The organism is Streptomyces sp. MBT65, assembly GCF_016612545.1.
Taxonomy (GTDB): Bacteria; Actinomycetota; Actinomycetes; order Streptomycetales; family Streptomycetaceae; genus Streptomyces.
On sequence record NZ_JAENRY010000421.1, the window covers coordinates 1 to 6,464 of the forward strand.

The window sequence follows — 6,464 nt, forward strand, 5'->3', positions numbered from 1 at the left end:
CGCTCGGGGCGACCGTGGTCGGTGGGGCCGGGGTCGCGCGGGCTGCCGGGAAGGCGGTGGGCGGGCTGAAGGTGGGGGTCGGGAAGGCCGCCTTCACGCCCGGCGCCTCGCTGTTGCCGTTGGACGGCTTCACGGCCGTGCACGACGACCTCCATGTGCGGGTCCTGCTCGTGGAGTCCGGGTCCCGGCGTATCGCGCTGGCCGTGCTGGATCTGACCTCGATCAGCGCGGAGGCGATCGCGTCGATGCGGACCGCGATCACCGCGGCCAGCGGTGTCGCCGCCGCGGACATCATGGTCACCGTCACGCACTGCTTCTCCGCGCCGCATGTGCAGGCGAGTTCGTCCTCGGCGGGGGCGGCCGCGTATGTGCGGAGCATCGTCGCCGCCACCAAGAGCGCGGTCGCCGATGCCGTCGGGAGTCTGCGGGACGCCCAAGTCGGCTACGGCAGTGGGAAGTCCGACGTCAACGTCAACCGCAACGTCCTCACCGCCGACGGCTACTGGCTCGGTGTGAATGAGCAACTGCCGTCCGACCACGGCGTGTACGTCGCCCGCTTCGACGACCTCGACGGCAACCCGATCGCCGTGCTGGCCAACTACAACGTGCAGTCCTGTGTGATGCAGGACTCGGTCATGGCCGACGGCACCCTGCCGATCACCGCCGACCTCGCGGGGGCGGCCGTCGCGCATGTCGAGACGCAGTACCCCGGTGCCGTCGGCTTCTGGCTGGTCGGGGCGTGCGGGGACCAGTTCCCGGCGTATCGCGCGAAGCGGTACACGATCGACAAGGACAAGGGCTGGACCTACGGCGTCGATCTGCACGACGCCGGGTTCGCGCTGCTGACCGCGCAGGGCGAGCGGCTCGGGAACGAGATCGTGCGGGTGGCCGAGGGGATCCGAAAGTACGAGAGCGGCAAGGGAGTTGTGGTGCGGCTGGTCACCGACGGCATCACCACGACGCAGGTCCAGGGGCCGCAGGCAAGCGCGCCCACCAAGACCGTCACCTTCACCCCGACCGGCACCGCGCAGGTGCCGATCTGGGTCTTCCAGGTCGGCAAGGGCGTCTTCGCGGGTGTGGAACCGGAGTTGTCCACGACCACCGCGAACGCGATCCGCGAGAACTCGTCGTTCTCCAGCACGTTCGTCATGTCGATGTTCGAGGGCGGCGCCAAGAACATGCCCGACCAGTGGAATTTCGACCACGTCACCTACGAGGCGGTCGACGGCTTCTACATCCGGGGCACCGCGGAAAAGGCGGCCGGCCGCATCGGGCGCATTGTCCGGTCCCTGAACTGAGGCGCGGGGACGCCTATTTGTTCGGCGCGTGCGTCACCGCGTAGATCATCACGAAGGCGACGATGTGGATGCCGAAGAGGAAGTAGCCGAGGAAGTACCAGACTTTGCGTTCGTTTCTGGTCTCCTCGGCCAAGCGGCGTTTGTCCAGGGCCTCTTGGGAGTTGTCCGGGGCGCCCTCGGGGTCGGGCATCACAGCTCCCGGTGGACCTTCGTGTTGGAGGCCTGGGCGCGGGGGCGGACCACGAGGAGGTCGATGTTGACGTGGCTGGGGCGGGTGACCGCCCAGGTGATGGTGTCGGCCACGTCGTCGGCGGTGAGGGGCTCGGCGACGCCCGCGTAGACCTTCGCCGCCTTCTCCGCGTCGCCGCCGAACCGGGTCAGCGCGAACTCGTCCGTCCTGACCATGCCGGGCGCGACCTCGATGACCCGGACCGGTGTGCCGACGATCTCCAGTCGGAGTGTCTCGGCCAGGACGTGGGCGCCGTGCTTCGCGGCGACATAGCCCGCGCCGCCCTCGTACGTGCCGTGGCCCGCGGTGGAGGAGACGACCACGACCGTGCCGTCGCCGCTCGCGGTGAGGGCGGGGAGCAGGGCCTGGGTGATGTTCAGGGTGCCGAGGACGTTCGTCTCGTACATCGTGCGCCAGTCGGCGGGGTCGCCGGTCGCGACGGGGTCGGCGCCGAGCGCGCCGCCCGCGTTGTTGATCAGCACGCCGATCGTTTTGAAGGCGGTCGCGAACTCGTCGACGGCGGCGCGGTCGGTGACGTCGAGTTCGTACGCCGTCGCCTGGTGGCCCGCCTTGTTGATCTCCTCGGCGAGCGCCTCGATGCGGTCCTTGCGGCGGGCGGTGAGGACGACGCGGTAACCGGCCGCGGCGAGATGCCGGGCCGTGGCCCCGCCGATTCCACCGCTCGCCCCGGTGACGACCGCGATACGGGAGGCGGCGGAAGGTGCGGCGGTGGCCATGGGCTGCTCCTGGGGGCGGATCGCGGGGATCGTACGGACGACTCCCTCCAGGATAGGGGGGCTCAGTTTCCGCGCGGTGCCCACATGATCACGGCCATTCCGGCCAGGCAGACCAGGGCGCCCGCGATGTCCCAGCGGTCGGGCCGGTAGCCGTCCGCGACCGCGCCCCAGGCCAGTGAACCGGCGACGAAGATCCCGCCGTAGGCCGCGAGGATGCGGCCGAAGTGGGCGTCGGGCTGGAAGGTGGCGACGAAGCCGTAGGCGCCCAGGGCCATGATCCCGCCGGCGATCCACAGCCAGCCGCGGTGTTCGCGCACCCCCTGCCAGACCAGCCAGGCGCCGCCGATCTCGAAGACGGCGGCGACGACGAAGAGGGCGGCGGAGCGGAGAACGAGCATGGCCGCCATCCCATCACGCGGGCTGTCACCTGATGGACGGCGCCTGTCGTGCGCTCGGCGTGGGATACATCCGTACGACCGCAGCGGTGGTGCACGGGCGTACAGAGGAGTGGATGGCGGATGGACGGCAGCATGCGGGTGGTACGGGTCGGCGTCGTGGCGGGTGCCGTGCTCGCGGTGATGGGCGCGGCCCCGGGTGTGCCGGCCCCGGAGGCGGATCTCGCCTATCACGGGTCCGCCGTCATGACCGCGGGCCGTGTCGACGTGCGGCTCACCCCGCGCAACCACGGGCCGTCGGCGGTGCCCGACGCGACCGTACGGCTGCGCTGGTCGAAGCCGCTCGCGGACCGGCAGACGCTGCCGGAGGGGTGTGCGCGGTCGGGGGAGCGGGTGGTGGTGTGCCGGACGGGGGCGCTGGCCGCGGACGAGGCGGGCGAGCGGATCGAGGTGCGGGTACGGCTGCGGGACGCGTCCTCCGAGGTGCTGCTGGAGCTGGACACGGTGTGGGGCGGCGGCGCGGTGGACGGGAACCGGGCCAACGACCAGCAGCGGGTGCTGGTCCTGGACACCGGTGACACCTACTACTTCTGAGCCACACCCGCGGTACCCCGGAGCCGCGCTCCCGGCCGCGTCGTACGATCTCGATCTCCGTACGGGGCACCCGGCACGTACGGCACCGGCGACGAAGGGTACGACATGTCCGGGAACGCGCGGGCGCGGCTGCTGGACGAGTTGTCCTCCGTATCGCGGCGGTACATGGCGTCGTACGCCCTGTTCAACGAGGCCGTCGCCGACCGGCTCGGGCTGCACCCCACCGATCTGCAGTGTCTGAACCTGCTCACGCTGGAGGACGGGCCCGTGACCACGGGCCGGGTCGCCGAGCTGACCGGGCTGACGACCGGGTCGGCGACGCGGCTGGTGGACCGGCTGGAGCGGGCGGGGTACGTCGTCCGGGAGCGGGACGCGGAGGACCGGCGGCGGGTGCTGGTGGCGACCGTCCCGGAGAAGATCGCCGAGTTCGGGCGGATGTGGAACCGGCTGGGCGGCGGCTGGTTCACCCTCTTCGACGAGCTGGGCGACGCCGAACTCGCCGTCATCGTCGGGCACATGAGGCGGACGGTGGAGTTCAGCGGCCGGCAGATCGCGCGGTTGCGGGCGGGGGAGGTCTAGCGCCGGGTGCCCTGTCCGGGCGGGCCCCTGGAGAGCCCCGGAAGACCCCGGGAGGGCCCCGGGGGCAGTCCGCTCAACGGAACTCGGCGTGACACTCCGGTGGCGGCGCAGCACGCTGCTCACCGCGGAACGGCGGACGGCGGCGGACGGGCCGAGCCGGGCGTCGCGGCATCGCTCCGGGCTGCCGTTCCGTAGGCGGCACAGGACGACACGACGAGTGCACGGGGGTGGACATGTCGGCCGTGAACGAAGACGAATCGCCGTTGTGTACGGGGCGTGACCTGGAACTCCGGGTGCTGGAGGAGGCGTTGGACCAGGCGTGCCAAGGGCGCGGCACGGCGGTCCTGGTGTCCGGCGAGGGCGGTATCGGGAAGTCGCGGCTGGTCCGGGAGGCCGTCGGTGCGGCGCGTGCGCGCGGGATGCGGGTCCTGGAGGGCCGGGCCACCTCGGTCGGCCCGGAGGTGCCGCTGCGGCCGCTGACCGAGGCGCTGGCCCGCCTCTTCCGCGACGGCGAGGGACCCGACGGCGGAACCCTCGGGTCCTATCGGGGCGTCCTGGGCCGGCTCGTGCCCGAGTACGCGGCACCCGGGCACGCGGCGCAGCCCGTTTCCCCCGCGCTGCTGGCCGAGTCGGTGCTGCGGCTGGTCTCCGCCGCCGGAGCCGGCCGGGGCGGCCTGCTCGTCCTGGAGGACCTGCACGACGCCGACCTGGCCACGACGGCCGTCGTGGAGTACCTGGCGGACAACATCGCCGAGCAGGGCACCGTGCTGCTCGCCACCTTCCGCTCCGACTCCGGTGCCCCCTGGGACCTGGCGCTCGCCCTGGCGCGGCGGCGCAGCGCGACCCTGCTGCGGCTGGACCGGCTGAGCCGCGAGGAGGTGGCGCGGCTGGCCGCGTGCCGGCTGGGCGTCGGCGTGGGCGACGTACCGCGGGAGGCCCTGGACCGGCTGTACCGGGACAGCGGAGGCAACCCGTTCATCGCCGAGGAGGTCCTGCGCACGATGGTCGACACCGGTGTGCTGGTGTCCGGTCCCGGGGGGTGCCGGCTGGTGGCCGACCTGCCGACGACGGTTCCGGCCGCGGTCGGGCACGACATCGCCCGGCGCGCGGCGGGCCTGGGGCCCGAGGGACTACGGCTGCTGTCGGCGGCGGCGGTCATCGGCGAACGGTTCCCGGTCTCGGTGCTCCGGCAGGCGCAGGGGCTGTCCGAGAGCCTGGTGTTCAGCCGGCTGCGGGCGGCCGTCACCGCGGGCCTGCTGACCGCGGACGGTCACTCGTCCGACTGGTACGCGTTCTGCGGACCGATGACCGCGCAGGCGCTGCTGAACCGGCTCACCCCGGCGGACCGGGCCGGGCTGGCGCGGCGGGCCGCGGAGGCGGTGGCCGAGCTGCATCCCGGGTTGCCGGGGCAGTGGTGCCGGTTCGCCGCCGACCTCACCTGTACGGCCGACGATCTGCCCGGCGGGGCACGGCTGTTGGCCGAGGAGGGCCGCCGGGCGCTGGCCGCGGGACGGGCCGAGTCGGCGGCCGATCTGCTGACGAGGGCCTGGGAACTGCTCGACGGCTGCGAGGACATGAAGCTGCGCGCAGACGTCCTGGACGAGCTGCTGTCCGCGCTGGTGGAATCGGGGCGGACCGACAGCGCCCGTCAACTCGCCGCCGCTCTGGACGAGTTGGGCGGACCGGGCGTGGACGCGGTCCGGGTGGCCGCGCTGCACACCCGGGTGGCCTGGATGTGCCAGGCCGACGGCCGCGAGGCGCACGGGCTGACCCATGTGGACGCCGCCCTCGCGGTGCTGGGACCGCAGGCCGAGGACCGGCACACCGCTCAAGTCGACGCCGTGGCCGCCCAGTTGGCGCTGGACGAGCCGGAGCGGGCCGAGCGGCTCGCCGTACGCGCGGTGCGCAAGGCCGAGCGGGCGGGGCTGCCCGCGACCGCCGGCCGGGCCTGGCGGGTGCGCGGTCTGCTGGCCCAGCAGCGCGGCTCCCGCGAGGCGGCCGCGTACTTCGCCCGTATGCAGGCGCTGGCCGACGCGCACGAACTGCCTTTGTGGCGGATGCACGCGCGACTGCACCTCGCCGGGCAGGAGTGGCTGGCGAGCGGCGAACGGACGGCGCTGACCCGGGTGCGCCGCCAGGCCCGGCACCTGGGCACCACGGCCGTCCGCACCACGGCGGACCTGCTGCTCGCGCTGGACCATGTGCTGCGCGGCGAGTACGCGGCGGCCGAGGACCTGATCACGGCGTACACGGACCGGGCCCGCCACCCCGGGCTGGCCGGGGGTGAGGCGGGGTGCCTGGCGGCGGTCCGGGCCGTCTGCGCCGCGCACCAGGGCAGACGTACGGCACCGGAACCGTCGCCGGACGGGTCCGGGAACCGGGGAGCCTCCCCCTGGGGACCGCTCACCCACGGCCTGGCCGGGGCGGTGTGCGCGCTGCTGGAGGAGGACCGGGACCGGGCCCGGGCGGACCTCGCGCGGGCGGCCGCCGAGGACACCGTGCGGCCCGCGCCGTTTCCGCTGGCCGGACAGTACGGGCTGGCCCTGCTCCTGGAGGTGCTCGCCTCGGCGGCGTCGACCTCCTCGTACCGCGCCCGGTCGGCCTCCCCGGCGAGCACCTCCAGGAGCAGGGC

General features: G+C 73.5%; 7 protein-coding genes. 4 read left to right on the forward strand and 3 right to left on the reverse strand.

Annotation, left to right across the window (positions count from 1 at the left end; all coding sequences use genetic code 11):
- The coding region (locus JHN63_RS46890) for a hypothetical protein (protein ID WP_200691247.1) at positions 1-1,298 on the forward strand (1,298 nt) is incomplete at its 5' end.
- Positions 1,299-1,311: 13 nt separating this feature from the next.
- Here JHN63_RS46890 and JHN63_RS46895 read toward each other — a convergent pair.
- The 3 genes from JHN63_RS46895 to JHN63_RS46905 all read right to left on the reverse strand — a co-directional run bounded on the left by JHN63_RS46895 (position 1,312) and on the right by JHN63_RS46905 (position 2,662).
- Positions 1,312-1,488 (reverse strand): hypothetical protein, encoded by a 177-nt coding sequence (locus JHN63_RS46895; RefSeq protein ID WP_200691248.1) that lies wholly within the window; start codon positions 1,486-1,488, stop codon positions 1,312-1,314.
- The gene (locus JHN63_RS46900) at positions 1,488-2,264 is read right to left on the reverse strand and encodes an SDR family NAD(P)-dependent oxidoreductase (RefSeq protein ID WP_200691249.1); all 777 of its coding nucleotides are present in this window, start codon (positions 2,262-2,264) and stop codon (positions 1,488-1,490) included. The genes JHN63_RS46895 and JHN63_RS46900 overlap by 1 nt, the downstream gene beginning before the upstream one ends.
- A 62-nt stretch (positions 2,265-2,326) precedes the next feature.
- Entirely contained in the window at positions 2,327-2,662 is a 336-nt protein-coding gene (locus JHN63_RS46905; RefSeq protein WP_200691250.1) for a YnfA family protein, read from the reverse strand.
- A gap of 120 nt (positions 2,663-2,782) precedes the next feature.
- Here JHN63_RS46905 and JHN63_RS46910 point away from each other — a divergent pair, with 120 nt between their 5' ends.
- The 3 genes from JHN63_RS46910 to JHN63_RS46920 all read left to right on the forward strand — a co-directional run.
- Positions 2,783-3,253, forward strand: coding sequence for a hypothetical protein (locus JHN63_RS46910; protein WP_234478754.1), 471 nt, complete (start codon positions 2,783-2,785; stop codon positions 3,251-3,253).
- A 105-nt stretch (positions 3,254-3,358) separates the two neighbouring features.
- Positions 3,359-3,832, forward strand: a complete 474-nt coding sequence (locus tag JHN63_RS46915) for a MarR family winged helix-turn-helix transcriptional regulator (protein WP_200691251.1) — start codon at positions 3,359-3,361, stop codon at positions 3,830-3,832.
- A gap of 242 nt (positions 3,833-4,074) precedes the next feature.
- Positions 4,075-6,464 (forward strand): AAA family ATPase (locus JHN63_RS46920; RefSeq protein WP_200691252.1); only part of this gene is annotated, 2,390 nt, incomplete at its 3' end.

Bases quoted from the DNA above. Each gene is read 5' to 3' on its own strand.
- JHN63_RS46905 (WP_200691250.1), bottom strand. From the start codon at position 2,662: ATGCTCGTTCTCCGCTCCGCCGCCCTCTTCGTCGTCGCCGCCGTCTTC.
- JHN63_RS46915 (WP_200691251.1), top strand. From the start codon at position 3,359: ATGTCCGGGAACGCGCGGGCGCGGCTGCTGGACGAGTTGTCCTCCGTA.
- JHN63_RS46910 (WP_234478754.1), top strand. From the start codon at position 2,783: ATGGACGGCAGCATGCGGGTGGTACGGGTCGGCGTCGTGGCGGGTGCC.
- JHN63_RS46900 (WP_200691249.1), bottom strand. From the start codon at position 2,264: ATGGCCACCGCCGCACCTTCCGCCGCCTCCCGTATCGCGGTCGTCACC.
- JHN63_RS46895 (WP_200691248.1), bottom strand. From the start codon at position 1,488: ATGCCCGACCCCGAGGGCGCCCCGGACAACTCCCAAGAGGCCCTGGAC.